The sequence below is a fragment of the Flavobacterium sp. HJJ genome (assembly GCF_015351475.1).
Lineage (GTDB): Bacteria > Bacteroidota > Bacteroidia > Flavobacteriales > Flavobacteriaceae > Flavobacterium > Flavobacterium marginilacus.
This window is the reverse complement of sequence record NZ_JADKPR010000011.1, coordinates 99,102-124,773: the sequence shown is the minus strand read 5'-3', so window position 1 is coordinate 124,773 and position 25,672 is coordinate 99,102. Positions and strand designations below refer to the sequence as shown.

Genomic DNA, 25,672 nt, shown 5'->3' with positions numbered 1-25,672 from the left:
TTTTAGATTGCGGATTAACGATTTTTGATTTGCTGCGCCCGTTCGCTTTCGCTCGGGTCAGATTTAAAGAAATCAAAAATACATTTTATTTTGTTCCCGCAACTGAATTAATAACTATTGTTAAAACGATGATGTTTTACTATTGCAGTTGACCGCGTGAGGGATAGAAATAAGCTACCAAAGTAGCATGGATAGCCCGACCGCATTGAGCAGAGGGGCTGTATACGCACTACTATAAGTAAGCCCCTTTGCTCAATGTGGTCACGCCCAAATAATTAATCAAATAGCCAATGCTGTGCTGTGCTTGATTTCGCCCATCACAAAAACGCTTTGTGTATTGCCGATGTTTTCGATTGTGGAGAGTTTGTTCATTACAAAATCCTGATAACTAGACATATCTTCGACCAAAATTTTTAGCATAAAATCATAATCGCCGGCAATGTTATAGCATTCGATGATTTCGGGAAGCGCCACGATGTCTTTTACAAAATTACTTCCCACGTTTTTGGCGTGTTCTTTTAGGCGGACATTACAGAAAACGGTCATTCCTAGATTTAGTTTTTTCTTGTTCAGCAGGGCTACATATTTCATGATATAACCATCGCGTTCGAGCCTTTTGATGCGTTCATAAACGGGTGTTACGGTGAGAAATAATTTACCAGCCAGCTCTTTTATGTTGATATTGGAGTCTTCCTGCAGGTGTTTCAGGATTTGTAAATCGATACTGTCAATAGTGTCCATAGTTTTTTTTACGGTTAAAGATGAAAAATGCAGTCCTAATCAAAATTAATTACTAAAAATTAGCATCTATACATTTCATTTTACTGAATTAAACCGCTAATTTAAGTTTAATTTTCTAATACAATACCTTTGTTCAGTAATAAATACTGATAAAAATGAAAACAAATAATTTAGGTTATCCAAGAATTGGAAGCAACAGAGAATTGAAAAAAGCGAATGAATTATACTGGGCTGGAAAAATTACTGCCGAAGAACTATTAGCAACAGGTTCTGCTATTAGAACGCAAAACTGGAAATTACAAGCCGAAAACGGAATTGATTTAATCCCATCGAATGACTTTTCACTATATGACCAAGTATTGGATCTAACGCTGACTCTTGGTGCTATTCCAGAGCGTTACTATGAATTTTCGAGAACAAATAATTCACTTGATTTGTATTTTGCGATGGCTCGTGGCGCTCAAAAAAACGGACAGGATGTTGTGGCGATGGAAATGACCAAATGGTTTGACACGAACTATCATTATATTGTACCTGAATTCACTAAAAACCAAAAATTCGAATTGTTTTCGACCAAAGTTATTGCTGAATTTATTGAAGCTAAAAATCTTGGAATTATTACAAAACCTGTTTTAATTGGACCTGTTTCTTATTTGTTATTGGGAAAAGAAAAAGAAGAAGGCTTTAATAGAATTGATCTTATTCATAATTTGCTTCCTGTTTATTTTGAGATTTTAAAAAAGCTGGAAGAGGAAGGCGCGACTTATATTCAACTTGACGAACCATTTTTAGCATTGAATTTGACAAATAAAGAGCGTGAGGCGATTACGTATGTTTACAATGAAATCAACGCTAATTTTCCGAATCTAAAAGTGGTTTTGGCAAATTATTTTGATTGTTTTGGAGAAAATATTGAAACCGCTTTGGCTTTGCCGGTTGACACTTTGCATTTGGATCTGGTACGTTGTCCATTACAATTGGATGATATTTTAGATTCTGAAAAACTGGCAGGCAACGTAAATCTTTCTTTGGGAGTTGTTGATGGGAGAAATATCTGGAAAAATGATTTCAAAAAATCGTTGGCTTTAATCGAAAAAGCAGTTACTGCTTTGGGTGAAAACCGAATTCTGGTTGCGCCTTCCTGCTCTTTGATTCACTCTCCATGCGATTTGGATCTGGAAACGAATGACCAAACATTAACTCCCGAAATCAAGCAATGGCTGGCTTTTGCTAAACAAAAAATTCAGGAAATAGCGCTTTTAAAATCTTTTGCTACAAATGAACAGCAAGCAGAAACATCTCTTCGATTCATTGAAAATACTGTAGCCAATGAAAACAGAAAAACTTCAAAATTAATTCACAACGAAGGCGTTAAAAATCGTGTAGCGAGTATTACTGCTGGAGATGACCAAAGACAAAACGCTTTTGCTATAAGAAGAAAAAGTCAGACCGAAGTTTTAAAACTTCCTTTGTTTCCAACGACAACTATTGGTTCTTTTCCGCAGACTGCAGAAGTAAGAAGCTGGAGAGCTAAATTCAAAAGCGGTCAATTAACGCAACAGCAATATGACGATTTACTTCAAAAAGAAACAGAGGAAACCATCCGTTTTCAGGAAGAATCAGGAATTGATGTTTTGGTTCATGGAGAATTTGAGCGTAATGATATGGTGGAATATTTCGGCGAGCAATTGGACGGATTTACCTTTACTAAAAACGGCTGGGTACAAAGCTACGGAAGCCGTTGTGTAAAACCTCCAGTTATTTACGGTGATGTTTCGCGTCCTACTCCTATGACTGTAAAATGGGCGGAGTTCGCACAGTCACTAACTCCAAAATGGGTAAAAGGTATGCTGACTGGTCCTGTAACAATCCTGCAATGGTCATTTGTCCGTAATGACCAGCCACGTTCAGAAACTTGTACTCAGATTGCTTTGGCAATTCGTGATGAAGTAGTAGATTTGGAAAAAGCAGGAATTAAAATCATTCAGATTGATGAACCAGCGATTCGTGAAGGATTGCCATTGCGTAAAGAAGAGTGGGCAAATTATTTAGACTGGGCAATTAAAGCTTTTAGAATTTCAGCCAGCGGTGTTGCTGATGACACACAGATTCATACACACATGTGCTACAGCGAATTCAACGATATCATTCAGAATATTGCCGATATGGATGCCGATGTAATTACTATTGAATGTTCGCGTTCGCAAATGGAATTGCTTGATGCCTTCGCTGACTTTAAATATCCGAACGAAATTGGGCCTGGAGTTTATGACATTCACTCGCCTCGTGTTCCTTCGAATGAAGAAATGGTTCACTTGCTAAAAAAAGCATCTTCGGTTATTCCTGCGGATCAGTTATGGGTTAACCCTGATTGTGGTTTAAAAACGCGTCATTGGGATGAAACTAAAAAAGCCTTGATTGAAATGGTTAATGCTGCTAAGAAAATGCGTGTTGCTGTTGAGGATATTGCAATAGTTTAATGTTTATTATAAAACCATTAAGATTTTTTTGTGGTGAAAGTTCATCATTTCACAGCAAAATTTAAAAATGTTTTTATAAACAAAGGCTTCCTGCTTCCATTCAGGAAGCCTTTGTTATTTATACCTTAAACTATTTTAACTGGTATTATATTTTTAAATTCATTTTTCTTAGCATTATTTTCTTCTTCCAAATCATAATCATCTTGAAGTCCGAGCCAAAACTTAGCTGTAGTTCCAAAATAAACAGACAGTCTTAAAGAAGTATCAGCAGTAATTCTACGTTTTCCCTTTAAGATTTCGCTTACTCTAGTTTGCGGAATAAAAGTTTCTTTAGACAATCGATAAGCAGTTATACCTAATGGCTCTAAAAACTCTTCTTTCAAAATTTCTCCAGGATGTATATTTTTTAAATTTTCCATAACTGTTTTCTTTTAATGATAATCTATAATTTGTACTTCAAAAGCATTGTCATTTTCCCAATTAAAAATTATACGCCATTGATTATTAATTCTAATACTATAGAGGCCAGAGAAATTTCCACTCAGCTTTTCCAGATAATTAGCAGGTGGAATTCTTAAATCAGTCACATTTTGAGCATTATTAATCATCCTTAGCTTTCTTCTAGCCACATTCTGAATTTCAGAAGGTAACTTTCTTGATTGGATTCCATTCCAAACCTTTTCTGTTTCTTTATCTCCAAAATTTTTTATCACAATTAACGCTTTGCAGTACTAACGCCAAAGATAAGTATTTTATTTTTAAATGAGAATATAATTATTTCTATAAAAAAAGCCTAGTAAATTCTGAAATCTACCAGGCTTATATTTCAATTTGATTTTATTTATAAAGTCGCAGCTCCTCCATCCAATAACAGCTCGCCGCCAATCATAAACTTAGAATCATCGGAAGCTAGATATAGAAATCCAGCAGCCATTTCTTCAGGAGTTCCTAAACGTTTGGCAGGAATTCCTGATGCAAAATGAGTTTTGGTTCCGTTGGCTTCTTCTTCTGAAGCTCCGTTTCTTGAAAATATTGGTGTATCAATTGGGCCAGGAGAAAGTACATTTACACGGATATTTCTATCTAATAATTCAGCAGATAATGTTCTGGCCAATGAACGGACTGCCGCTTTGGAAGCCGAATACGCCGCCGTAGTTGCAAAGCCTTTGTGCGCCACAGTCGAGGCCGTAATAACCACCGAAGCACCGTCATTAAGATGTGGTAATGCTTTTTGAATCGTAAAGAAAACCCCTTTGAAGTTAATATCACTCGTTTGGTCAAACATTTCTTCTGTATAATCAGCTAAAGGAGCAGCGATAAACACACCTGCATTCACTACTAGTACGTCAATTTTTCCAAAAGTATCTTTTATCGTTTTATAAGTTCTATCGATGTTTTGAATATCCGAAACATCGCTTACCAAACCAATCGAACCATTTGCGATTTCATAAACAGCTTCATCTATGGTTGACTTATTTCGTCCTGTTATGGCCACTTTGGCTCCTTGTTCGGCAAATAATTTTGCAGTTGCCAATCCTATTCCGCTGTTACCGCCAGTGATTACAGCTACTTTGTTTTGTAATTTTTTCATATTCTAATTATAATTTGATTGTTTTAAGTATTTAAATATCTAAATATTTCGATGTTTTTGATTAAAAAAAAGCTAAAGCACCAAACTGCTGATGTAAGCCGCATAAGCTTCGCAGACTTCTTTATTGATTACAAATTTCAAATTACGTCCTTCTTTATCCGCAATCAATAAATCAGCATCTATGAGCTGTTTTATATGATGTGACATGGTAGACTGCGCCAGATTAAATTCAGCAGAAACATCGCAACATTGCGTACAGCTGTTATTGTTGCTGACGATTTTCATAATCTTTAAACGATAGGGATCGCCCAGAGCTTTTGAGATTTTTTCGACTTGTTTTATGGTTAATTCGGTAATCATGAGGCAAAGATAAAAATATATTTTTAATACATCGAAATATTTCGATATTTAATTTAAATTTGCATCCAGCTTACATTCAAGATAATGATCTGTTTGAATTATTCCATTCAAAAATACTCTTTATGAAAACTTTATATACTTATCTCAAAACCCATAAAACACTTTTGTATATAGCATTGTTTTTGGCCACAATAAATCAGTGTTTTTCTTTATATGATTCGATAATTATTGGTAAACTCCTCAACGAATGCGGCGTTGGCGTGGCTAATTTCAATCACAATCAGGGCAGCTTTGTCAAAGCTGTTGCAGGATGGTTATTATTATCATTAGGCGCAGCGATGGTTTCCAGAATTGCCAAAAACTTTCAGGATTACTTTACCAATATTATCATACAGCGTACGGGCGCACAAATGTATACTGATGGAATTCAAAAAGCACTACAGCTGCCTTTTCAGGATTTTGAAGATCAAAGAAGCGGTGAAACCTTAGGCAAACTTCAGAAAGTAAAAATTGACTGCGAAAAATTTATCACACTGGCAATTTCTTTAATATTTCAGTCAATAGTCGGAATCGTATTTGTCGTAGTCTATGCGATAAGCATACATTGGCTTTTGGGTCCGATATTCTTAGTAACTGTTCCAGTAATTGCATTTATCAGTTCTTTTTTAGGGAAAAGAATCAAATTAGTTTCAAGAGAAATTTTAGGAGAAACGACTGCTTTAGCTGGAGCCACAACTGAATCACTCAGAAATATTGAACTTGTAAAAAGTCTGGGATTAACCGAACAGGAAGTGAATCGATTAAATGCGACAACTATCAAAATCCTTGGACTGGAACTCAAAAAAGTACGTTTCATCCGTTCACTTAGTTTCATTCAGGGCACAACGGTTCATTTTATGAGAACCAGTCTGGTTTTTGCGCTGTATATGTTCATTTTTCACGGCATCATCAAACCTGGCGATATGATAACGTTAATGTTCTTTTCTTTCTTTTTATTCAATCCGCTGCAGGAACTCGGTAACGTAATTGCAACTTTCAATGAAACGAAAGCTTCGATGGATAATTTTGGTGATTTGATGAATTCTAAAAGTGAAGAAACACCTTTAAATCCTAAAACTATTGGCGCTATTAACCATCTGCGTTTTGAGAATATTTCATTCAAACACCAGACTGCCAGCTCCTATGCTGTTAAAAATATTTCCTTTGATGCCAAAGCCGGAGAAACCATCGCTTTTGTTGGTCCATCAGGAAGCGGAAAGACGACTTTGGTCAAAATGCTTGTCGGATTATACAATCCGGCAGAGGGGGCTGTTTTTTACAATGAAAAAAATGCCAAAGACATAGATCTTACCGAATTAAGACAGCAGTTAGGTTTTGTAACCCAGGATGCCCAATTATTTTCGGGAACGATAAAAGACAATCTACTATTTGTAAAACCCAATGCCACCGACGAAGAAATCAATGATGTTTTACAAAAATCGGCCTGCCAGAATTTATTAAAACGTGCCGAAAATGGTATTTATACAACCATTGGCGAAGGAGGTATAAAAGTTTCTGGAGGTGAAAAACAGCGTTTATCCATTGCCAGAGCTTTGCTTAGAAATCCGCATTTACTGCTTTTTGATGAAGCAACATCAGCATTGGACTCCATTACCGAAGAAGAAATTACAAAAACCATCCGAAGCATTTCGTCCAAACAAGATCAGATTACTGTATTGATTGCGCATCGTTTATCAACCATTATGCATGCTGACAAAATATTTGTTTTGGAACAGGGGAAAATCATCGAACAGGGAAAACATCAGGATTTATTAGATGAAAAAGGCTTGTATTATGCAATGTGGAGACAGCAGATTGGGGAGAGAAAATAGTTTACGAAAACTTATAAAAAACGTAGAAACACAAACACTATTTGTTTTTACGTTTTTCATTTTTCCCTTTATAATATTCTTCAAAAGACCTATTATATCTCAATAAAAAAGGCAATCCATCAGCTCTTTTTACTATAAATTCTTTATTGGAATCAGCTGTTTTTACAATGATTTTTACGGTTTCTTCAAAATAAACGGGTCTGGATTCAATCGCAGTTATTTCGGTCTTAAAATTTTGAATCATTTGTTTTCCATACGTTACAAAAGTGGTGTCGTGAGTCATTATAATCGAATCGTCCTCAGAAGGTTTTTGGCTGCTGTATTGGATTTCAACCTTCTTTCCGTTCTTTTGGAATTTGGCTTCCCAAATGAATTTACTGCCTATAGCACCATAATTGGTTCCTGACAACTGAATGGATTTATTGTTTTTGTTTTTTAGAATACTGTTGAGATAAAAGTAAAATTCAGTTGCGGAATTGTTGGTTTGTGCCGTTGAAGAAATCGTAACACATAGAAATAAAAACACAGTAAAAATCAGCTTTTTCATAGCAGCTCAATCGTATAAAAATTAAGAATTGACAATTATTTAATGGTGTCAAATATACTTATTTCTTACATAACACTTTAATCGGTATATATACTTTTGGATACAAAAACAGGACAAAACACTAAACCCATCTGTCTATCAGCTCCAGATAATAATAGTATTCCTGATCATTTCCATCACCATCTTCGCCAACAAATTGCAATTGAATTTCCTGCAGCACTTCTATGATTTCATCTACTTCGGCATCATTTAAATCGACAGCGTATTTATTGGTGGCATTATTTTTCTTCTTTTGCTGCTTTTCTGATTTTGGAATTTCATTATGCGCAAGATTATCCAATAGTTTGTCAATGAGTTTCACTTTTCCTGCTTCAGAAAGTGCCTTAATAGTATTGGTAAGGGTTACATAATCAATTGTCATTGTATACAATTTTAAAGCAGGTTTATAAAGTAATAACTACAGCTGCTCTTAAATATTGTAACTATTAACATATTAACAGTTGTTATCACAATCAGTTCCTTTAATTTCCTGACATTGTTTTCAGAAAAGTTTCAGGTGTCATTATTGACAATTTACTCATTTTATAATCTTTAATATTACGCGTTACTATTACTTTAATATCATTTTTATTTTCTACCGAATAGTTTTGCAATGCATCTTCAAAATCTTTGAAATCTGAATTTAATGCTTCTATAACCGCAGTTTTATCAATAACAACAACATCTACTATCTTTAGCAGTTTTTTCAGATTCCCGATTACCTTTTCGTGTTTTGCTGTCTTTCGCAAAAGGTAATAAACATTGCTAATAATCACGGGAGTTACATAGCCGTACAGTTCGCCTTTTTCGCATAAACTCAAAATTTTTGACGCCTCTTCTGAAAATGGTTCTCGGTCAAAAAAGAAATCAAGAATTACATCCGTATCAATTAAAATTTTATCCATTACAAATATTTATCAGATAAGCGGTCTGTAAGTTCTTTTTTGTAATCAAAATTCTCAGGTAATTTAAACGAACCTCTTAAAGATTTAACTGTCGGAGTTAGCTCTTCTTCCTTGTCAGCTTCCTCATTAGTTAATGCTTTTAGATAGTTTTCAATTAAATCAGAAAGACTTCTTTCTCTTTTGCGAGCATATTTTTTAGCCTTCTCAATTACGGACTGTTCGATTGTTAATGTGAGTTTACTATTCATGATATTGAAATTTAAGTAAAATTACGAAAAATAATATTTAATACGTGTATTTTAATTTTATTTCACACGTGTATTGATTAACGGATTACATTAAAAAACTTAACATAGGAAGATTTAAAATACCAGCGAAACACTTTAGCTAGAGATTTAGCTTCAAACCGTTTCTTTGCTTCCTTGTTAGCACCAGTATTTCATTTAAAACATCATTTAATCGAAAACAAAAGCCACTCCGTAGTGAAGCAGCTTTATTGATGTTCTTTGTGGGTACAGATTTCAAATCTGCACTATCGGGCGGGGTTAATCACCAATAATATTGGTACAAAACACCTGTACTATTGGTCTTAAGCACCTCTATTATTATGGTTAAACACCAATGCTATTGGTGCAAACTACCTGTTATATTGGCTTTAATCACCAATACTATTGGTTATAAGCACCTCTATTATTATGGCTAAACACCAATACTATTGGTGTTTTGCACCTGTACTATTGGTGCTTAACACCAATAATACAGGTGTTAAGTACCTCTATTATTATGGTTAAGCACCTGTTTTTAGTAAATTAACGCATATATGGGCTGGATTGCTAAATACATTTGGAGCAAAAAAATGCCTCTTTTGAATTTAAAGAGGCAGTTGGTATTGAATTTTAATTTTGTGGGGTACAAGTGGCACGAATGCGCTAGCGAGAATAATCTCTGTTAGTAACTCGACAATCTAAATAAAATTATTACTTACCTTAATGACCTAGCAATTTGCCAAGGTAAATTTAGCTTCCAATTTACTTCCTCGTTAGTAGCAGTATTTCATTTAAAACATCATTTATTCAAAAAGCTACTCCGTAATGAAGTAGCTTTGTGAATTCTCTTTGTGGGCACAGATTGCAAATCTGCGCTATCGGGTTATAATTTTGCAACTAAATTTTCAATAGTACTTTTACAAAGTTCTCTTTGCTCTTTAGCAACTTGAATTTTTTCACCGTAGACTTCATAAGTGTGCTGATCCATCTTACTCAATGGCAAACCTTGATTAGCAGCTACAACTCCAGCACTATTAAAATCCCTTAATTCTATACTATAGTTTTGTTCAAAATCACTTATATTGTTTATTTCATTTTCACTTGGTTCAAACTTATCAGGATTATTTTGGTACTCTTCATACATTTTATTTAATGCCTCATTTGACAAAGCTTTAAATGCATGGGCAGCTCCTTTCTTTTGAGTGAATCTATTCCCTAATAAATAAGTAATTTTAGGCAAAGGCAAATTATGAGATTTGGCCTTAGAAGCAAAAGTATACTTTCCATAAACTGGATGCTCATTAGAAGTACCCCAAATCAAATTAAATAAGCCCGTAATAGCAAAAATAGAGGAATCATCAGCATTTATTGGAACTAAAAGACTACTTCCACCAACAATAGCAATTTGTGTATAGATTGAAAAACTTGGATTTGTATCAATAAAATACGTACACTCTCTACCTTCATTTAATTTTTTTCCAGTCAAATTTTTCACAATTGAATGTATTTTTACCCAAGGATCATCCTTTGCCGATAATGGTGTAGCATCAGCACGCTCTGATAATAAAGGTGCAATTAATTCTAAATTTCCATCACCTGCAACTAAATAAATATTTTCACTTAAATTGGTATTGACATCACTCAGCTTAGTAATATATTTATTCAAATCGGCATCTCCTGCCAAAGTCGCTTCTGTTAAATACCCAACGATAGATTGTGGTTCTTCTTTTGAAATTAAGTCTTGTAATTTACTTTCACTTTGTTTACCACCCCCCATTAACATTGAAGAAGAGTTTGCTTGTGGACACATATCAACTACAATCACATCTTTTTCAGGATGAAGTTCAGCATAGACTGAAGCAATATGAAATGTAATAGTACTTTTCCCCACACCCCCTTTATTATTCCAAATAACATAACTTTTATTTTCTTTCATAAATTCATTATTAATATGTTTAAATTCTGTTAATTAACCACTAAAACAACTCTTTTTATAATTGGAATTATTTAAATAAGTTGTCATACGTTCTGCAACATAAAAAACAATACTTTTTTATGCTGATTATATATTTTTCTATCTATAAGTAATTCAATGTTTTGTTATTACCCCTCGCAATGATAATTACGAAACCGCATGCCCTAGCCCTGATAGCAGTGGAAATCCTTTTCTATTTTTTTTTAAAATAGAAAAGATTGCAACAAATAGCAGGATTAGCTCCTAAATAAAAAAGCCATTCTCCTCAAATAAAAGGAGAACGGCTGTTTCTAGTTTTATAAGATTGCTTCGTTCTATGCTAATGTGACTTATGACCCACACATTTCGCAATCCTCCGGACCAGCATTTTTAGCCAGTTCAATCATTGCTCTGTATTCTTCAGCGCTCATTGGAGTATCGACCTCAACCGCTTCAAGGACTCTTGCCTGTGGTTTAGAATCTGGAATGGCTTCCTGTTTTTTATCGTTGTTTAATGTGAATTTAATCGCATCAACAGCAGCTTTGGTTCTCAAATAGTACATTCCGGTTTTCAATCCAGACTGCCAAGCGTAGAAGTGCATTGAAGTCAGTTTTGAATAGTTGGCATCCTGCATGAACAAGTTCAATGATTGTGACTGATCTACGAAATATCCTCTTTGACGGGACATATCGATGATATCTTTCATAGACATTTCCCAAACGGTTTTGTACAATTCTTTCAAATCCTGCGGGATGATATCAATGCTTTGCACCGATCCGTTGTGACGCATAATTTCTTGCTTCAAGTTCTCATTCCACAATCCAAGTCTTACCAAATCGTGCAATAAATGTTTGTTTACCACGATAAATTCTCCAGACAGTACACGTCTTGTATAGATATTTGAAGTATATGGTTCGAATGCTTCGTTATTACCCAAGATTTGAGAAGTCGAAGCCGTTGGCATTGGCGCAACCAATAATGAATTACGAACACCGTTCTTAACCACTTCTTTTCTAAGCGAAGCCCAGTCCCATCTTCCTGATAATTCTTCGTCTTTCAATCCCCAAAGATTGTGCTGGAATTCTCCGTTTGACATTGGAGATCCTTTGAAAGTGGAATAAGGCCCTTCTTCAACTGCCATTTCCATCGATGCGGTACAAGCAGCAAAATAAAGGGTTTCGAATATCTCCTGATTTAAAGTTTTGGCTTCATCACTTGTAAAAGGCATACGCAGCATGATAAAAGCATCTGCCAGTCCCTGCACTCCAAGACCGATTGGTCTGTGACGCATATTGGAATTTTCAGCTTCTTTTACAGGATAATAGTTTCTGTCGATTACTCTGTTCAAGTTGCGGGTAACACGTTTGGTTACATCAAATAACAATTGGTGATTGAATCTTCCGTTTTCAATAAACATTGGCAGAGAAATCGAAGCCAGATTACAAACGGCTACTTCATCAGCAGATGTATATTCTAAAATCTCAGTACATAAATTCGAAGAACGAATAGTACCCAGGTTTTTCTGATTAGATTTTCTGTTGGCTGCATCTTTGTACAGCATATATGGCGTTCCAGTCTCAATTTGTGATTCCAGGATTTTCTCCCATAATTCGCGTGCTTTGATAGTTTTTCGGCCTTTTCCTCTAAACTCGTAATCGGTATATAAAGCTTCGAATTCTTCTCCGTATACATCATACAAGCCCGGACATTCGTTAGGACACATTAAGGTCCAGGTAGAATCTTCCTGAACACGTTTCATGAATAAATCGGAAGTCCACATGGCGAAGAATAAATCTCTTGCGCGCATTTCTTCTTTACCAGTATTCTTTTTCAAGTCCAAGAAATCAAAAATATCAGCATGCCAAGTTTCGATGTAAACAGCAAAACTTCCTTTGCGTTTTCCTCCTCCCTGATCTACGTAACGTGCCGTATCGTTGAATACTCTCAGCATTGGCACAATTCCGTTTGAAGTACCGTTTGTACCGCGGATATAAGAACCTGTCGCACGAACGTTGTGAATAGAAAGTCCAACTCCACCTGCAGACTGAGAAATTTTTGCGGTTTGTTTTAAAGTATCGTAAATTCCGTCAATACTATCATCCTGCATTGCCAAAAGGAAGCAAGAAGACATCTGCGGTTTTGGCGTACCAGCATTGAACAGCGTTGGAGTTGCGTGGGTAAAATACTTTTTGGACATTAAGTCGTAAGTCTCCAAAACCGATTTTAAATCGTCTAAGTGGATTCCTACTGCAACACGCATCAGCATATGCTGCGGACGCTCTACGATTTTTCCATTTATTTTTAATAAATAGGAACGTTCCAGTGTTTTAAAACCGAAGTAATCGTAGTTAAAATCTCTGTTATAAATGATATGTGAATCCAAAAACTCGGCATTTTCCATAATCACTTTATGAACCTCTTCTGCTAATAATGGTGATTCCTGATTGGTTCTTGGGTTAATGTAATGATACATTTCATTCATCGTTTCCGAGAATGATTTTTTGGTATTCGAATGTAAATTTGATATTGCAATACGAGCAGCCAATTGTGCATAATCCGGGTGAGCAATTGTCATAGAAGCAGCAGTTTCTGCAGCAAGATTATCCAGTTCAGATGTAGAAACCCCATCATACAATCCCTCAATAACGCGCATGGCAACTTTAACCGGGTCTACCAATTCGTTCAAGCCATAACATAACTTTTTAATTCTCTCTGTAATTTTGTCAAACATTACAGGCTCTTTGTGGCCATCTCTTTTTACAACGTACATACTCTATCAAATTTATTTAGTGAATGAATTGTGACTTACGAACAGTAGGAATTCATAATTCATTTTTTTACTCGGTGTCAATCCATAACTTACTTCGATATTTCGTTTCATCGCATAAAAATGAAATGAAACAAAACGCCGTAATAAATCCCGATAAAAACCGGACTGAATTAACTTAGTTTTTAGATTTGGGAATCTGAAAAAACTATTTAATTATAATTGTTCTTTTATTGTTTTTTAACCGTTTCAAATACTTATAACGTATTTTATATCAAAATTGTATTTTAAAAATCAGCGTCGAAGCTTATTTTTTGGGAATCACCGCCTTCGGCAACTTTAACCCCTGCTTTTTGATATTCGGCAACTTTTTTCTCAAAGAAATTGGTTTTTCCCTGAAGTGAAATCATATCCATGAAATCAAATGGATTAGCAACATTGTATTCTCTGTCACAACCCAATTCTACCAACAGTCTGTCGGCAACAAACTCTAAATATTGAGTCATTAAACCTGCATTCATTCCGATTAAACTTACCGGAAGTGATTCGGTGATAAATTCTCTTTCTATATCCAAAGCATTAACGATAATGCTTCTTATTCTTTCTTTTGGCACTTTATTTACCAAATGGTGATTATGTAAATGAACTGCAAAATCACAGTGAACACCTTCATCACGGGAAATTAATTCGTTTGAAAATGTCAAACCTGGCATCAAGCCGCGTTTCTTTAACCAATAAATAGAACAAAATGCTCCTGAAAAGAAAATTCCTTCTACTGCTGCAAAAGCAATCAGCCTTTCGGCAAAAGAATCAGACTCAATCCATTTTAATGCCCAATCCGCTTTTTTTCTGATAGCTGGAAAAACATCCAAAGCATTAAACAATTCCGATTTTTCGTTTTCATCCTTTACATAAGTATCAATCAGAAGAGAATAGGTTTCGCTGTGAATATTTTCCATCATGATCTGGAAACCATAGAAAAATTTAGCTTCGGCATATTGTACTTCATTTACAAAATTCTCTGCTAAGTTTTCATTTACAATTCCATCTGAAGCGGCAAAAAAAGCCAAAATGTGTTTTATAAAATAACGTTCGTCATCATTTAACTTATTATTCCAATCATTTAAATCCTGAGACAAATCAATTTCTTCGGCTGTCCAAAAACTTGCTTCCATCATTTTGTATCTTTCCCAAATATCATGATGCTTAATTGGAAAAATTACGAAACGATTTTTATTTTCCTGTAAAATTGGTTCTATTTTAGACATGAGATCTTGTTGTTTATTTTGATTTTTTTTATTGAAAATAGATGCGAAAATCGAATTACAAAGATTGTGAAATAATGCGGTTATTAAAAGTCAAACTTATTCACAATAACTCCTAGTTTTTAACAAAAAATAAAAATAAGAATATTTTTCATACAAATTACAAATAATTGATTTTCAGGTTTTTAAAATAAATAAAGTAGCTTAAACTCCCATAAAATAACGGAATTTCAAAAAAAAGAGAAACAATTTTAGAGTTACACTTATAAACCTTTTTTCAGGTCTTCGGCAACTTTTTCAAGTTCCATATACCAGTCATTTCCAAAGCGGCGGATAAGTGCTTCTTTGACGAATTTATACACAGGAACTTCGAGTTCTTTGCCCAAAGAACAGGCATCATCACAAATATCCCATTTGTCATAATTAACAGCCGCAAACTCGGTAAAATCCTTTACACGTACTGGATATAAATGACAGGAAACAGGTTTTTTCCAGTCGACTATTCCTTGATTGTAAGCCTGCTCTATACCGCAAAGTGCAGTTTTGCCGTCAAAAATGACATAAGCACAATCTTTATTATCAATCAGCGGTGTTTCAAGATCACCGTCCGTACCATTAAGCCATGTTCCTTGTGCTTCGATAGCCTCAATTCCCTCTTTTCTTAAAAATGGTTTTACTTTTGGATAAATTTCTTCTAATATCTTGGTTTCGGCCAGACTCAATGGTGCTCCTGCATCGCCATCGACACAGCATGCCCCTTTGCAGGCAGACAGATTACAGACAAATTCTTTTTGGAGTATATCCTCCGATACGATGGTTTTTCCTAGCTGAAACATTTTGCAAAGGTAACCAAAGATTCAGGAAATAAAAAACCACATTTAAACTTACTCCGCTTAAAGAAACAAATTAACACATAACAGCAATTTTACTTACATAAACACACTAATTGAATTTATCACCTGACTACACCAATCCGCCAACAGCGGTTCATTCACTACAAAATATTGATGATTTTGCAATAAAAATCCTTAAAAAGAAAAAAAATATGTATTTTTGAGAACCCAAATCATTTTAGACGAATTATTCATTAAAGAATTCTCACTATGATAAATTTCAATCTGAAAGAGATAGTAACTGTAGGAATGGTACTTTTTGCTGTAATTGATATAGTAGGATCTATCCCAATTATTGTTGGATTAAGGGCCAAGCACGGTCATATTGAATCTGAAAAAGCATCTTTGGTTGCGGCATTCATTATGATACTATTTCTGTTTGTAGGCGAAGAATTCCTAAACTTAATAGGCATTGATGTTCATTCCTTTGCCGTAGCCGGATCCTTTGTTTTATTCTTTTTAGCATTGGAAATGATTTTGGGAATCCATCTTTATCGGGATGAAGAAGCAAGCTCAGCTTCTATAGTACCAATAGCTTTTCCGCTTATTGCAGGCGCAGGTACAATGACAACTTTGCTCTCTTTAAGATCTCAATATCATGCCACAAATATTATCATAGCCATCGTACTAAATATTATTATTGTTTATGCTGTTTTAAAATCATCCAGAAAAATTGAAAAAATGCTGGGTAAAAATGGACTTGGCGTTATTAGAAAGACCTTTGGCGTAGTTCTTTTAGCAATAGCTGTTAAATTATTTGCCACTAATGTTAAAGGTTTGTTTCTCTAAAAAAAAAAATTATAAATTTACCCCCTAAAATCTTTTCTGGTAGAGATTATTTTGTACTTAAACATATAAATGATAATTTATGAATTAAAACTTTACCGGTAAAAACAAAAACATAACTTATGAAAATTTTCACTAACATCTTAGTGCTTTTAGCCGTTTCGCTTCTTATTTTCAATATTACCTTAATTGATTTTCAAAATCCATTTAAAGGAGATAGTGTAATAGCGCTTGTTGGTGTGGTTGCTTCATTTTGTGCAGTATTGATTCTTCTTATTTTTAGAATGTCTAAAAAAATAGTTGAAAAAATGAACGACAACGCATAACCATGTTTGATGTATTGATTATAGGCGGAGGCGTTTCGGGAATATCATGTGCGATGGTATTGGGTTCAGCCAAAAAAAAAGCATTTGTTACCGATAAAAAAATTGGGATTTTTACCCACCAGAAGACTTCTGCACTACAGGAAGCACTTTTCAACAATGCTTATGGAATTGCTCCAGGCAAATTAGGATCAGAATTATTGATCGAAAGTGTTGATCATTTATCTAATACTTACCCTCATATTATCCAAATCCCAGAGGAAAAAATATTAAAAATCGAAGGAGTATATCCAGAATTCACCGTTGTTACCAATAAAAACTCCTATCAAACCCGTAATATCGTAATAGGCATTGGCTCTGCCAACACATTTGCCATAGAAGGTTTAATGCAGTTTGTTGAACCACACAAAAAAGCTCTACCTGAAAAACAGCGTATCCAGCTCAAAAATACGGATCACAAAGTCGCCGAAGGTATTTATGCCGTTGGAACTCTTGCCGGCTGGAGAAGCCAGCTTGCAATCGCCGCAGGAAGCGGAGCTGCTGTCGCAACAGATCTGCTTACTTTATGGAATGACGGAATTCAGACGCATTCACACGACAGTATTCGATAGAGACTATTTTTTATTTAACCGAAACAATCTCTTTCACTTTGATGTGGTTTTCAGTTTCAGTTTTCCAGATTTCTCCTTTTAACGAAACTTGTTCCCCTTCTTTAAGCTGTTTGTAATTTTGAGGTCCGCCAACATTTACAATGCTGATTAAAGCAAAATAAACTTCGTTTTTATCTGTATTAATTTTGGCTGTATAACCGTCTTTTCCAAACTCGACAGATATTACTTTTCCCGAAATTGTATTTTTATCTTTCATACAGGCACAAGAAATTGCAAAAAACAACATCATTAAAACTGCTGAAAATCTAACTATTTTTTTCATACTCTTTTTTATTGTTTCGAATTCAGCACAGCCTTTATCATGGCATCTTCTTTCAGAACCATTTTATAATAATAGATGTCTCCATACAATTGTCTGGCAAATTCGGCATTTACGTATCTTTTTACTAAGGATTTGTATTTACGCAAATCAACCTCCAAGCCGTTTTGGGCAAGATATTTCTGGAAAGTATTGAAATATAAATCGGTTGAATTGATTTTTGTCTGAAATTCATCAAAAGGCAGTTTTGCAAAAGCATTTCTGTTTTTGTCTAATTGCTCAAAAACAAAATGGCCGACAATTCCGGACTGCAGTAAATAAGAAACATTTTCTGTTCCGTGTTCTGCTTCCAATGGCACAAAAACATCCGGTACAATACCGCCGCCGCCATAAACAATTTTTCCTTTTTTAGTTTTAAATTTCAAGGAATCCACCACTTTTATACTGTCTTTTTTATACAGTTCTCCGTGTAAAAAACGCGAATCCGATTCTTTAAAATACTCTTCATTTCCTTTGGAATACGGTTTTTGAATCGATCTTCCGGTTGGTGTATAATATCTTGCAATTGTAAGCCGAACTGCCGAACCATCATTAAAATCCATTTCCCGCTGTACCAGTCCTTTTCCGAAAGAACGCCGTCCTACAATAGTTCCGCGGTCATTATCCTGTATTGCTCCCGCTAAAATCTCACTCGCCGAAGCACTGTTTTCATTAATCAAGACAAAGACCTTACCTGATTCAAAACTTCCTTTTTCGGTGGCGTACATTTTTTCGGTTGCTTCCTTAGCGCTTTTGGTAAAAACAATCAATTCTTTATCTTTCAAAAATTCATCAGCAATGGCGATAGCTTCTTCCATATATCCTCCGCCATTATCGCGGACATCAATCACAAGGGATTTTACACCCTGCTTTTTTAAACTGACGAGGGCTTTTATAAATTCAGCATAAGTAGTTTCGGCAAAACGATTGATTTTGATATAACCTGTAGTGGCATTTAAACGCAAAGCTGCATCAACGCTTTTCAGCGGAATCACGTCGCGTTTGATTTTGATTTTCATTTTTTTATGCTCCGATTTTCGGTAAACGGTCAGTTCTATCTGAGAACCTACTTCTCCTTTCAGCGAAGAAAATAAACTGTCATTAGGCAGTTTTCTCCCAAATAATTTGGTTTTATCTGCAAAAAGAATGCGGTCTCCTGCTAAAATTCCTGCTTTGGCCGAAGGACCATTTTTTACTGGCGCAATAACAGCAACTGAATCTTTAAACATATAAAAATTAATTCCAATACCCACAAAATCGCCTTTCATGGTTTCGGCAATTTCGGCTTGCTGCTGCGGCGGAATATAAACAGAATGCGGATCCAGCTTTGCCAGAATATTATCGACAGTAAGACTCACAATCGAATCCGTATTCACATCATCTACATATTCATTATCGATGAAATCAATCAGTTTATTAAGTTTTTCTTTGGTATTTTTTTTAGAGGTAAAAGATTTGGATGACGGCGAACCCGACAGACTGCCTATAAAAATTCCGAGAGCGAAAATGCTCCCAATAAGTATGGGTAAATATTTATTGTCGAATTTCATTTTATTAATCTTCTAAAACGGGAATATGCTCTACTTCTATACCTGCTTTTATCAAAAATTGTATTCCGGAATCGTCTCGGTAACCGTTATGATACACCACTCTTTTTATTCCGGACTGATGAATCAGCTTACTGCATTCCTTACATGGCGAAAGCGTAATGTATAAAGTGGCTCCTTCGCAGGATTGTGTGGATCTTGCAACTTTCAAGATTGCATTGGCTTCGGCATGCAGCACATCCCAGCGGGTTAATCCGTCTTCATCCTCACAGCAGTTTTCAAATCCTGACGGGGTTCCATTGTACCCGTCCGATATAATCATTCGGTCTTTTACTATAATCGCTCCAACCTGCTTTCTTTTGCAGTAAGACAATAAACCCCATTCTGTTGCAATTCTAAGATACGCTTTATCGTATTTATTCAATTTAACTTTCTCCATAAAATCTTTATCATTTCCAGATTTCGCTTTCTACAATCATTGGTAAAACTACGCCAATTATAAATGCCGACATTACTAAAGCCCAATCTCTTTTTGAAAATCGAAAAACGGTCTGCACTATATATGACAAAATCAAGACTACAATAACAACCGTAATCTGAGCCGCTTCTATTCCTAATGCAAATTCGCACATTGGCAGTAATTTTGAGGCAGCACTGCCTCCCAATAATGTTTTAAAATAATTTGAAAAACCCAATCCATGGATAATTCCAAAAAATAACGTTATTATAAAAACCAGATTAACACTGCCGTTTTTACTGGTTTTCCCTGCGGTAAATAAATTATAGAAAGCGGTTATCAAAATCGTAATGGGAATCAGTAATTCAACAACATTTACTTTGACAGTAATAATTTCAAAAACCGAAAGAAAAAGTGCTGCAGTATGTCCCAATGTAAATATAGTCACTAAAAGCAGTATTCTTTTCCAGTCATTAAAAGAAAATGGTACCGATAATGCAATCAAAAACAAAACATGATCATAAGCATGTACATCCAATACATGCTTTAAACCTATCTGAAAGTATATTAAAAATTCTGACATTGCTAAAGTGAATTAAATTGATATGGGGACGTAAACTTACGATTAATTTTGAAAATGAAATATTAGAAATCAATGATATTAAAAACGGACAAAAAGTAAAATTAGTACTAAAAAATTAACTAACTTTATATCAAACCTTAAACATTAACATTATGCCTTTTTCAGATTTATTCAACAGCGAAAACATTCAAAAAAACAGAGGTCATTTTTCAGCCATTGTGCGTGTTGCCCACGCTGATGGCAATATCACTGAACAAGAGCAGAATTTTTTGGATAAATTAGCTTTGGCACTTCAGATTTCTAAAGAAGAGTACGACGAAATTTTAGAAGATCCATCAAAATACCCAATCAACGCTCCCTACTTATATATAGAAAGACTGGAAGCTCTTTATAAGCTGGCAAGAATTGTACACCGCGACCACCAATTGGGCGATTTGCAGGAACATTTATTGATTAAATTTGCATTAGCCTTAGGTTTTACTCCTGGCAATGTAAATTATATTGTAAATAAAGCACTCAAATTAGTAGACATGGCGGTAGATGAAGAAACTTTTTTGTATGAAATGAAAAACATGTATAAATAATAATTATGAATTGAAAATTACAAATTACGGAATGCTGTTCGGTAAGATTTTATACTTATTACTGCATAGTGTACTCGTAATTTTCAATTCGCAATTGCACTTTAATATTTACTCAATTTTGCTTTATGCATAAACTCTTCGGCTTTTTCAACCATATTTAAGCTTCCGCAAAAGAAAGGAACACGCTGATGCAGTTCTGCAGGCTGAATTTCCATAATGCGGTCAAAACCATCCGAAGCTTTTCCGCCGGCCTGTTCTACAATAAAAGCCATAGGATTACATTCGTACAGCAGACGCAGTTTACCTTTTGGCGATTTAGTGCTTGTCGGATATATATAAATACCTCCTTTTATCATATTTCTGTGAATATCAGCAACAAGACTTCCTATATAACGAGAAGTGTACGGACGGTCTTCTTCTTCGAGCTGACAATATTTGATATAATCTTTTACACCTTGCGGAAAATGAACATAATTTCCCTCGTTAATCGAATATATATTTCCATCTTTAGAAAATCTCATATTAGGATGCGAAAGATAAAAAGTCCCAATCGCCGGGTTAAGCGTAAAACCGTTTACACCGTGTCCTGTAGTATAAACCAGCATCGTCGATGTTCCATAAATTACATAACCCGCTGCTACCTGATTTACACCCGGCTGCAGAAAATCCTCTAATGTTACTGGAGTTCCTATTGGCGTGATTCTTCTGTATACTGAAAAAATAGTCCCAACAGAAACGTTTACATCAATATTGGACGAGCCGTCCAATGGATCCATCAAAAGCACATATTTATTGTTATGGCTATTATCACTTCCCTGCACAGTTATAAAATCATCGTTCTCTTCGGATGCAATGCCACAGACAATTTCGCGGTTAATCAAGGTCTGTATGAAAATTTCATTGGCATAAACATCCAGTTTCTGCTGATCTTCCCCTTGAATATTCTGTTCACCAGCTGCTCCGACAATATCAACTAATCCAGCCTTGTTTACTTTATAATTAACAACTTTGGCCGCCAGCCGGATTGAATTAATGATTCTCGATAATTCACCCGAAGAATATTGAAAAGCCTTTTGATTTTCAATGATAAATTCGCCTAATGTTTTGTTTCTTTCTTCCATTACGAAATCGATGTAGTTATTTTGAAGTCACAAATATCGTTTTTTTTGTTATAATGAAAAAAATAATGCTTACTTAGTTTCTCAGTATTGTATATTTGCTACATTTTCCATAAAAAACAACTGTGTAATCGTCTGTTTTTTAATAGAATTATAGAATAATAATACAAATCTATGAAAATACGCAAAGGACAAAAAGAAGACATGAATGGTGTTCTGGCATTGATTCAGGAATTGGCGGTATTCGAAAAAGAGCCAGATGCTGTTTTAATTACTGCAGATGATCTTATTCGAGATGGTTTTGGAGACAGACCTTTGTTTGAAGTTTTTGTTGCCGAAGCTGAGGAGCAGATTGTAGGGATTGCATTGTATTATTACCGTTACTCTACTTGGAAAGGAAGGACAATCCATCTGGAAGATTTAGTTGTAAAGGAAAGTATGCGCGGAACAGGACTTGGCTATGCTTTATATTCTGAAGTTATCAAACAGGGGCAGAAAGACAAAGTCCGAAGAATTGAATGGAACGTACTGGACTGGAATACTCCTGCAATTGATTTTTATAAAAAATCGGGAGCAAAAATATTAGACGAATGGCGCGTAGCTCAAATGGACGAAACAGCTATTAATTATTTTGTAGAAAACAAATTAAAATAAAAAGTGAATAATTTCAGACTGAAAATCTGAAATATGAAATTTAAATCTGAATAAAAATGAGGGTATTCAAATTTGGCGGTGCATCAGTAAAAGATGCAGCCGGTATTAAAAACGTTTATGACGTTTTACAGCAAGCAGGTTATGAAGATGTATTGGTAATTGTTTCGGCAATGGGGAAAACGACTAATGCACTCGAAGATGTTATCAAAAATTATTTTGACAAATCACCAGAATTAAATTCATCGGTGCAGGAAGTTAAAAAGTATCACAATCAAATCCTTTTGGATTTATTTGAAGATGAAAAAAATGAAGTTTTTACAGCTGTAAATACTCAATTTGCAGACTTAGAATATTTCTTAGCTCATAATAAATCACCAAATTATAACTTTGTTTACGATCAGATCGTAAGCTTCGGGGAACTAATATCGACAACAATTCTGAGTCATTTTATGTCTTTCAAAGGAATTCAGACACAATGGCTGGATGTTAGAAATTTTGTAAAAACAGATTCTACTTACCGTGATGCAGAAGTAGACTGGGAATTGACACAGAAAAATATTGCGAATAACGTTAAACGCAAAATCTTAAATATTACTCAAGGATTCTTAGGTTCTGACGAGAATAATTTCACAACCACATTAGGCCGTGAAGGATCTGATTACAGCGCTGCGATTTTTGCATACTGTCTAAATGCCGAGAGCGTAACCATCTGGAAAGACGTACCCGGAGTAATGAATGCTGACCCAAGATATTTTGAAAATGCAAGTCTGCTGAACCAAATTTCGTATCGTGAAGCCATCGAGTTGGCTTTTTACGGAGCATCGGTAATTCACCCAAAAACATTACAGCCGTTACAGAAAAAAGAAATTCCGTTATACGTTAAATCGTTTATCAATCCAACGCTAAAAGGAACATCTGTTTCTAAAGGAGAGGATTTAGAACCGTATTTACCTTGTTTCATTGTAAAAAGAAACCAATTATTGATTTCTCTTTCATCAATAGATTTTTCTTTCATCATGGAAGAAAACATCAGTGAAATCTTTGGCTTATTCCACCAATTCAAGTTAAAAGTAAACCTTATTCAGAATTCGGCAATCAGTTTCTCTGTTTGTGTTGAAGATAAATTTGGAAACTTCAATGACTGTAACGCAATCCTTTCGAAAAAATTCAAAGTGGATTTTACCGAAAATGTTACGCTGTACACTATCAGACATTTTAATGAAAACGCTGCTCAAACGGTAGAAGAAAACAAAACTGTATTGTTAAAGCAGGTAAGCAGAGAAACAATGCAAATTGTGACTAAAGAGAATTAGGTCAGATAGCAGATTTTAGTCTGCAGATGGCAGACTAAAAAATTACAATAAAAAAATGGAAGCTGAGAAATTGGCTTCCATTTTTTTATGGCAGACGGATGATATATTGAACGGATTTACGCTGAATTTTTTTTAAACCTGAAATTAGAACTAATCTGAATCCTATCTAAAATTGATTAATTGCTTTGCCTCATTGTAAACAAAAACTAATAGAAGTTCGAATAAGGCTTTTAAAATCTGTAATATTCCTTATTTCACAAAAAAACTCTTTTTAACGGCAAGCAATAACATCTAATTAATTCACCATCGTTGTATAGTTCTTAATATATGTTTTCGAGTCTACTCCAAAAGGTATTTTTATGAAATTACCCTCAGGTGAAATCAGTATTTTGGTAGGATAACCAGTCACTTCAAATAAATCATTCGTTTTTTTGTCAATTTCGCTAACAGGAAATGTATATTTATTTTTAGTCATAAAATCCGACAAGTTCTGAGAAGCGAACGAAAAAGTATAAACCTTTAACTTCGAATTATTACTATTCTCAACAAATAAGGATTGTAAGTCCGGTAGTTCTTTTACGCATGGACTGCACCAAGTACCCCAAACATCAATATAAATCCATTTGTTAGGTTTTACAGTTAAATCTAATTCTTCACTTTCAAATTGTATCTTTAATTTAGGAACAGGTTTACCCTTTTTATGTATATAACTAGTCCAATAATCTCCAAATGAAATATTACTTTTTAATTTTCCATAAAACTCCTGTAATGATTTTAAATTGTAATCTGAAGGAGTTCCAAAAGCAATATCGCTTAACAAAACCAATGCTTCCGAATTTCGATTATTTTCAACTAAATATTTTTGATATTTAGCCTGAAATACAAATTCATTAGTATTACCAGTTAAAAGAACCACATCATAAAAATAGGCATGATCGTATAGCTTGTCATTTAAGTCGGGACTGTAATCCGAAGCTTTTTTTAAAAATTCTTCAATATTTGGATTAATACTATACAAACTGTAATAACTATAAGCCAAAATATATCTATACCAGGCTCTTTTCTCACCCTCTAATCTGCCAGCTTTAATTTTAACGATATAATCATAAGCTTCCAACTTCTTTATATTTGACTGTACTATTTTTTCTTTGCTTATATTATCTATGGCTTTTTGTTTATCTAATTCCTGCACTATCAAAAGATTATATCTCTCTGCCTTAGATTCATAATTTACGCTATCTTTTGAAGTACTATTTAGCTCTTCTAAAATCTTCTTAAAATCATTCTCGTTTTTTGCACTTATTGATTTGCTCCATAAATAAATTGGGGCTATGATACTGTTAATTTTCTCATTTTTTTTAAGAAAGAGTTGTTCCAGGTATTTTTGTGCATATAAAGAGTTCTGCAATCGTTGGGAAAGTGTATTATGAATTCTGTCAATAAACATTGGCGGATATAAACGGTATAATTCCATAGAAGATTCAACAGCTTTTTCTGTTTCTCCATTGTCCCACAAACCGCTGAGGGAATTGGATAATGTAAACGCTTCCTTTGGAATTTGTCCTACACATAAATTCAAGAAGAATAAACTGAAAATAAAAGGCATCAATAGCTTGTTCATAATTGTCTTTATAAATTGGTATACTTTTTTATGGTCT

Annotated in this window: 27 protein-coding genes; 8 read left to right on the top strand and 19 right to left on the bottom strand. The window is 34.6% G+C overall.

Going from position 1 to position 25,672, the window contains the following annotated elements; translation table 11 throughout:
• Positions 1 to 279: 279 nt before the first annotated feature.
• A complete protein-coding gene (locus IRZ80_RS10730; RefSeq protein WP_194641562.1) occupies positions 280 to 741 on the bottom strand; it encodes an Lrp/AsnC family transcriptional regulator in 462 nt (153 codons plus the stop codon).
• A gap of 155 nt (positions 742 to 896) precedes the next feature.
• On the opposite strand from IRZ80_RS10730, the gene metE reads away from it, so the two are divergent.
• Positions 897 to 3,221, top strand: coding sequence for a 5-methyltetrahydropteroyltriglutamate--homocysteine S-methyltransferase (metE, locus tag IRZ80_RS10725; RefSeq protein ID WP_194641561.1), 2,325 nt, complete (start codon positions 897 to 899; stop codon positions 3,219 to 3,221).
• Between the two features lie 125 nt (positions 3,222 to 3,346).
• Here the strand turns inward: metE and IRZ80_RS10720 are convergent, their stop codons facing one another.
• From IRZ80_RS10720 to IRZ80_RS10705, 4 genes are all read right to left on the bottom strand, one after another.
• Entirely contained in the window at positions 3,347 to 3,640 is a 294-nt protein-coding gene (locus tag IRZ80_RS10720; protein WP_194641560.1) for a HigA family addiction module antitoxin, read from the bottom strand.
• A gap of 12 nt (positions 3,641 to 3,652) precedes the next feature.
• The gene (locus IRZ80_RS10715; protein WP_194641559.1) at positions 3,653 to 3,934 is read right to left on the bottom strand and encodes a type II toxin-antitoxin system RelE/ParE family toxin; all 282 of its coding nucleotides are present in this window, start codon (positions 3,932 to 3,934) and stop codon (positions 3,653 to 3,655) included.
• Between the two features lie 128 nt (positions 3,935 to 4,062).
• Positions 4,063 to 4,812 (bottom strand): SDR family oxidoreductase, encoded by a 750-nt coding sequence (locus IRZ80_RS10710; protein WP_194641558.1) that lies wholly within the window; start codon positions 4,810 to 4,812, stop codon positions 4,063 to 4,065.
• 72 nt (positions 4,813 to 4,884) lie between these two features.
• On the bottom strand, positions 4,885 to 5,172 hold the full coding sequence (locus IRZ80_RS10705) for an ArsR/SmtB family transcription factor (protein WP_194641557.1): 288 nt from the start codon (positions 5,170 to 5,172) through the stop codon (positions 4,885 to 4,887).
• Positions 5,173 to 5,294: 122 nt separating this feature from the next.
• Between IRZ80_RS10705 and IRZ80_RS10700 the strand changes: the two genes are divergently transcribed.
• Positions 5,295 to 7,043 (top strand): ABC transporter ATP-binding protein, encoded by a 1,749-nt coding sequence (locus IRZ80_RS10700; RefSeq protein WP_194641556.1) that lies wholly within the window; start codon positions 5,295 to 5,297, stop codon positions 7,041 to 7,043.
• A 37-nt stretch (positions 7,044 to 7,080) separates the two neighbouring features.
• On the opposite strand, the gene IRZ80_RS10695 is transcribed toward IRZ80_RS10700, so the two are convergent.
• The 8 genes from IRZ80_RS10695 to IRZ80_RS10660 form a co-directional block, all read right to left on the bottom strand.
• Positions 7,081 to 7,590 (bottom strand): hypothetical protein, encoded by a 510-nt coding sequence (locus IRZ80_RS10695; RefSeq protein ID WP_194641555.1) that lies wholly within the window; start codon positions 7,588 to 7,590, stop codon positions 7,081 to 7,083.
• A gap of 121 nt (positions 7,591 to 7,711) precedes the next feature.
• Complete coding sequence (locus IRZ80_RS10690) at positions 7,712 to 8,011, bottom strand: hypothetical protein (RefSeq protein WP_194641554.1); 300 nt, start codon at positions 8,009 to 8,011, stop codon at positions 7,712 to 7,714.
• A 100-nt stretch (positions 8,012 to 8,111) separates the two neighbouring features.
• A complete protein-coding gene (locus IRZ80_RS10685; RefSeq protein WP_194641553.1) occupies positions 8,112 to 8,534 on the bottom strand; it encodes a type II toxin-antitoxin system VapC family toxin in 423 nt (140 codons plus the stop codon).
• On the bottom strand, positions 8,534 to 8,782 hold the full coding sequence (locus IRZ80_RS10680; protein WP_194641552.1) for a DUF6364 family protein: 249 nt from the start codon (positions 8,780 to 8,782) through the stop codon (positions 8,534 to 8,536). The genes IRZ80_RS10685 and IRZ80_RS10680 overlap by 1 nt, the downstream gene beginning before the upstream one ends.
• 901 nt (positions 8,783 to 9,683) lie before the next feature.
• Positions 9,684 to 10,736: a ParA family protein gene (locus IRZ80_RS10675; RefSeq protein ID WP_194641551.1), complete on the bottom strand. Its 1,053-nt coding sequence runs from the start codon at positions 10,734 to 10,736 to the stop codon at positions 9,684 to 9,686.
• Positions 10,737 to 11,104: 368 nt separating this feature from the next.
• Complete coding sequence (locus IRZ80_RS10670; protein ID WP_194641550.1) at positions 11,105 to 13,525, bottom strand: ribonucleoside-diphosphate reductase subunit alpha; 2,421 nt, start codon at positions 13,523 to 13,525, stop codon at positions 11,105 to 11,107.
• Between the two features lie 284 nt (positions 13,526 to 13,809).
• The gene (locus IRZ80_RS10665) at positions 13,810 to 14,790 is read right to left on the bottom strand and encodes a ribonucleotide-diphosphate reductase subunit beta (RefSeq protein WP_115811119.1); all 981 of its coding nucleotides are present in this window, start codon (positions 14,788 to 14,790) and stop codon (positions 13,810 to 13,812) included.
• Positions 14,791 to 15,050: 260 nt separating this feature from the next.
• Positions 15,051 to 15,623: a DUF3109 family protein gene (locus IRZ80_RS10660; protein ID WP_194641549.1), complete on the bottom strand. Its 573-nt coding sequence runs from the start codon at positions 15,621 to 15,623 to the stop codon at positions 15,051 to 15,053.
• A gap of 267 nt (positions 15,624 to 15,890) precedes the next feature.
• On the opposite strand from IRZ80_RS10660, the gene IRZ80_RS10655 reads away from it, so the two are divergent.
• The 3 genes from IRZ80_RS10655 (at position 15,891) to IRZ80_RS10645 (ending at position 17,400) form a co-directional block, all read left to right on the top strand.
• Complete coding sequence (locus tag IRZ80_RS10655; RefSeq protein WP_194641548.1) at positions 15,891 to 16,469, top strand: MarC family protein; 579 nt, start codon at positions 15,891 to 15,893, stop codon at positions 16,467 to 16,469.
• A gap of 119 nt (positions 16,470 to 16,588) precedes the next feature.
• A complete protein-coding gene (locus IRZ80_RS10650) occupies positions 16,589 to 16,792 on the top strand; it encodes a hypothetical protein (RefSeq protein ID WP_194641547.1) in 204 nt (67 codons plus the stop codon).
• 2 nt (positions 16,793 to 16,794) lie between these two features.
• Complete coding sequence (locus tag IRZ80_RS10645; RefSeq protein WP_194641546.1) at positions 16,795 to 17,400, top strand: FAD-dependent oxidoreductase; 606 nt, start codon at positions 16,795 to 16,797, stop codon at positions 17,398 to 17,400.
• Between the two features lie 10 nt (positions 17,401 to 17,410).
• Here the strand turns inward: IRZ80_RS10645 and IRZ80_RS10640 are convergent, their stop codons facing one another.
• From IRZ80_RS10640 to IRZ80_RS10625, 4 genes are read right to left on the bottom strand one after another with little or no spacing between them, the layout of a single operon-like run.
• Positions 17,411 to 17,722 (bottom strand): hypothetical protein, encoded by a 312-nt coding sequence (locus IRZ80_RS10640; RefSeq protein ID WP_194641545.1) that lies wholly within the window; start codon positions 17,720 to 17,722, stop codon positions 17,411 to 17,413.
• Between the two features lie 8 nt (positions 17,723 to 17,730).
• Positions 17,731 to 19,308 (bottom strand): S41 family peptidase, encoded by a 1,578-nt coding sequence (locus IRZ80_RS10635; RefSeq protein ID WP_194641544.1) that lies wholly within the window; start codon positions 19,306 to 19,308, stop codon positions 17,731 to 17,733.
• 4 nt (positions 19,309 to 19,312) lie between these two features.
• On the bottom strand, positions 19,313 to 19,744 hold the full coding sequence (locus IRZ80_RS10630; RefSeq protein WP_115811925.1) for a deoxycytidylate deaminase: 432 nt from the start codon (positions 19,742 to 19,744) through the stop codon (positions 19,313 to 19,315).
• 10 nt (positions 19,745 to 19,754) lie between these two features.
• Entirely contained in the window at positions 19,755 to 20,345 is a 591-nt protein-coding gene (locus IRZ80_RS10625; protein ID WP_194641543.1) for a HupE/UreJ family protein, read from the bottom strand.
• 152 nt (positions 20,346 to 20,497) lie between these two features.
• Between IRZ80_RS10625 and IRZ80_RS10620 the strand changes: the two genes are divergently transcribed.
• Positions 20,498 to 20,929, top strand: coding sequence for a TerB family tellurite resistance protein (locus IRZ80_RS10620; protein WP_194641542.1), 432 nt, complete (start codon positions 20,498 to 20,500; stop codon positions 20,927 to 20,929).
• 101 nt (positions 20,930 to 21,030) lie between these two features.
• Here IRZ80_RS10620 and fbp read toward each other — a convergent pair whose 3' ends face one another.
• On the bottom strand, positions 21,031 to 22,050 hold the full coding sequence (gene fbp / locus IRZ80_RS10615; RefSeq protein ID WP_194641541.1) for a class 1 fructose-bisphosphatase: 1,020 nt from the start codon (positions 22,048 to 22,050) through the stop codon (positions 21,031 to 21,033).
• Between the two features lie 171 nt (positions 22,051 to 22,221).
• Here fbp and IRZ80_RS10610 point away from each other — a divergent pair, with 171 nt between their 5' ends.
• Both IRZ80_RS10610 and IRZ80_RS10605 read left to right on the top strand, forming a co-directional pair.
• Complete coding sequence (locus tag IRZ80_RS10610; protein ID WP_194641540.1) at positions 22,222 to 22,701, top strand: GNAT family N-acetyltransferase; 480 nt, start codon at positions 22,222 to 22,224, stop codon at positions 22,699 to 22,701.
• A gap of 56 nt (positions 22,702 to 22,757) precedes the next feature.
• Entirely contained in the window at positions 22,758 to 24,014 is a 1,257-nt protein-coding gene (locus IRZ80_RS10605) for an aspartate kinase (RefSeq protein WP_194641539.1), read from the top strand.
• Between the two features lie 295 nt (positions 24,015 to 24,309).
• On the opposite strand, the gene IRZ80_RS10600 is transcribed toward IRZ80_RS10605, so the two are convergent.
• Positions 24,310 to 25,635 carry a TlpA family protein disulfide reductase gene (locus IRZ80_RS10600; protein WP_194641538.1) on the bottom strand — a complete coding sequence of 442 codons (1,326 nt, stop codon included), beginning with the start codon at positions 25,633 to 25,635 and terminating at the stop codon, positions 24,310 to 24,312.
• Positions 25,636 to 25,672: the final 37 nt, after the last annotated feature.

Bases quoted from the DNA above. Each gene is read 5' to 3' on its own strand.
- IRZ80_RS10730 (WP_194641562.1), bottom strand. From the start codon at position 741: ATGGACACTATTGACAGTATCGATTTACAAATCCTGAAACACCTGCAG.
- metE (WP_194641561.1), top strand. From the start codon at position 897: ATGAAAACAAATAATTTAGGTTATCCAAGAATTGGAAGCAACAGAGAA.
- IRZ80_RS10720 (WP_194641560.1), bottom strand. From the start codon at position 3,640: ATGGAAAATTTAAAAAATATACATCCTGGAGAAATTTTGAAAGAAGAG.
- IRZ80_RS10710 (WP_194641558.1), bottom strand. From the start codon at position 4,812: ATGAAAAAATTACAAAACAAAGTAGCTGTAATCACTGGCGGTAACAGC.
- IRZ80_RS10705 (WP_194641557.1), bottom strand. From the start codon at position 5,172: ATGATTACCGAATTAACCATAAAACAAGTCGAAAAAATCTCAAAAGCT.
- IRZ80_RS10700 (WP_194641556.1), top strand. From the start codon at position 5,295: ATGAAAACTTTATATACTTATCTCAAAACCCATAAAACACTTTTGTAT.
- IRZ80_RS10695 (WP_194641555.1), bottom strand. From the start codon at position 7,590: ATGAAAAAGCTGATTTTTACTGTGTTTTTATTTCTATGTGTTACGATT.
- IRZ80_RS10690 (WP_194641554.1), bottom strand. From the start codon at position 8,011: ATGACAATTGATTATGTAACCCTTACCAATACTATTAAGGCACTTTCT.
- IRZ80_RS10685 (WP_194641553.1), bottom strand. From the start codon at position 8,534: ATGGATAAAATTTTAATTGATACGGATGTAATTCTTGATTTCTTTTTT.
- IRZ80_RS10680 (WP_194641552.1), bottom strand. From the start codon at position 8,782: ATGAATAGTAAACTCACATTAACAATCGAACAGTCCGTAATTGAGAAG.
- IRZ80_RS10675 (WP_194641551.1), bottom strand. From the start codon at position 10,736: ATGAAAGAAAATAAAAGTTATGTTATTTGGAATAATAAAGGGGGTGTG.
- IRZ80_RS10670 (WP_194641550.1), bottom strand. From the start codon at position 13,525: ATGTACGTTGTAAAAAGAGATGGCCACAAAGAGCCTGTAATGTTTGAC.
- IRZ80_RS10665 (WP_115811119.1), bottom strand. From the start codon at position 14,790: ATGTCTAAAATAGAACCAATTTTACAGGAAAATAAAAATCGTTTCGTA.
- IRZ80_RS10660 (WP_194641549.1), bottom strand. From the start codon at position 15,623: ATGTTTCAGCTAGGAAAAACCATCGTATCGGAGGATATACTCCAAAAA.
- IRZ80_RS10655 (WP_194641548.1), top strand. From the start codon at position 15,891: ATGATAAATTTCAATCTGAAAGAGATAGTAACTGTAGGAATGGTACTT.
- IRZ80_RS10650 (WP_194641547.1), top strand. From the start codon at position 16,589: ATGAAAATTTTCACTAACATCTTAGTGCTTTTAGCCGTTTCGCTTCTT.
- IRZ80_RS10645 (WP_194641546.1), top strand. From the start codon at position 16,795: ATGTTTGATGTATTGATTATAGGCGGAGGCGTTTCGGGAATATCATGT.
- IRZ80_RS10640 (WP_194641545.1), bottom strand. From the start codon at position 17,722: ATGAAAAAAATAGTTAGATTTTCAGCAGTTTTAATGATGTTGTTTTTT.
- IRZ80_RS10635 (WP_194641544.1), bottom strand. From the start codon at position 19,308: ATGAAATTCGACAATAAATATTTACCCATACTTATTGGGAGCATTTTC.
- IRZ80_RS10630 (WP_115811925.1), bottom strand. From the start codon at position 19,744: ATGGAGAAAGTTAAATTGAATAAATACGATAAAGCGTATCTTAGAATT.
- IRZ80_RS10625 (WP_194641543.1), bottom strand. From the start codon at position 20,345: ATGTCAGAATTTTTAATATACTTTCAGATAGGTTTAAAGCATGTATTG.
- IRZ80_RS10620 (WP_194641542.1), top strand. From the start codon at position 20,498: ATGCCTTTTTCAGATTTATTCAACAGCGAAAACATTCAAAAAAACAGA.
- fbp (WP_194641541.1), bottom strand. From the start codon at position 22,050: ATGGAAGAAAGAAACAAAACATTAGGCGAATTTATCATTGAAAATCAA.
- IRZ80_RS10610 (WP_194641540.1), top strand. From the start codon at position 22,222: ATGAAAATACGCAAAGGACAAAAAGAAGACATGAATGGTGTTCTGGCA.
- IRZ80_RS10605 (WP_194641539.1), top strand. From the start codon at position 22,758: ATGAGGGTATTCAAATTTGGCGGTGCATCAGTAAAAGATGCAGCCGGT.
- IRZ80_RS10600 (WP_194641538.1), bottom strand. From the start codon at position 25,635: ATGAACAAGCTATTGATGCCTTTTATTTTCAGTTTATTCTTCTTGAAT.